This window comes from Pseudomonas sp. PA-4-8C, assembly GCF_021606625.1.
Classification (GTDB): domain Bacteria; phylum Pseudomonadota; class Gammaproteobacteria; order Pseudomonadales; family Pseudomonadaceae; genus Aquipseudomonas; species Aquipseudomonas lactis.
Genome location: NZ_WKCD01000557.1, coordinates 1 through 1,092 on the forward strand (window position 1 = coordinate 1; position 1,092 = coordinate 1,092).

The 1,092-nt window shown below is 62.8% G+C and carries 1 protein-coding gene; it reads left to right on the forward strand.

Features of this window, described 5'->3' with window-relative positions:
• The first annotated feature begins 45 nt into the window (after positions 1-45).
• Positions 46-1,065, forward strand: a complete 1,020-nt coding sequence (locus GIW04_RS30930) for an IS30 family transposase (RefSeq protein ID WP_236270834.1) — start codon at positions 46-48, stop codon at positions 1,063-1,065.
• Positions 1,066-1,092 lie beyond the last annotated feature (27 nt).

The following is a 1,092-nucleotide window of genomic DNA, read 5'->3' on the forward strand; positions in this document are numbered from 1 at the left end:
GGCGGTCTCAAGGAGCAAGTGCAACACCTGAGGTAAGGTGTTGCGATGAAAAAGACCTACAGCCACTTGAATACCGAAGAGCGAGTGACACTGATGCTCATGCGCCGGCAAGGTGACAGCCTGAGGGTCATCGCCCAGGTGTTGGAACGTTCGCCCAGCAGTCTGAGCCGTGAGCTACGCCGTAATGCTGAAGATGGGCACTATGATGTGAGCGTCGCTGTGGCCAGGGCCCGGACGTTGCGCCACAGACCGCGCCGCCAGCGTTGCCTGCTGCTGGGCACCGAGCTGTTCCAGGTGGTCACCCGGATGCTCGCCAAGGGCTGGTCTCCCCAGCAGATCGCCGCCAGACTGAAGGCCAACTGGCCGGACAACCCCGAGTGGCATGTGAGTCACGAAACGATCTACCTGACGATCTACGCATTCCCCCGCGGCGAGCTCAAGCGCCAGCTCATCGGCTACCTGCGCCAAGGCCAGGGCAAGCGACGTCCGCGTAGCCGTAACGCCAGCCGAGGTGAGCGTTATCCGGCTGAGCAGAACATTCGCCAGCGCCCGGAGGAGGTCGAAGGCCGGCAGGTTCCAGGGCATTGGGAGAGTGACTTGATCATGGGGGCCGGCAACCGCTCGGCGGTGGCGACGATGGTCGAACGCACCAGTCGCTTCGTGATCCTGGCCAAACTCGAGGTCCCCAGCGCAGACGCCGCCCTCGAGGCGATGACCCGAGAGCTGTCACGCATGGCCCCCTCGTTGCTCAAGACCATGACCCACGACCAGGGCAGTGAAATGGCCAAGCACGCCGAACTGAGCGCACGCACGGGCATGAAGATCTACTTCGCCGACCCCCACAGCCCCTGGCAGCGGGGCAGCAACGAGAACACCAACGGGCTGCTGCGCCAGTATCTGCCCAAGGGAACGGACCTGTCGCTGGTGACTCAGGAGCGGCTCGATGAGATCGCTGACCTGTTGAACACGCGGCCGCGCCAAACCCTGGGCTGGAAATTCCCCATAGAGGTGCTGACCGAGCACCTGCAGCTCCTGGCGACCAATAACTTGAATACGGTCAACTGACTGTTGCACTTGGAACTTGAGTCCGCC

Excerpts from the sequence above, each read along its gene's own strand:
- GIW04_RS30930 (WP_236270834.1), top strand. The coding sequence starts at position 46 with ATGAAAAAGACCTACAGCCACTTGAATACCGAAGAGCGAGTGACACTG.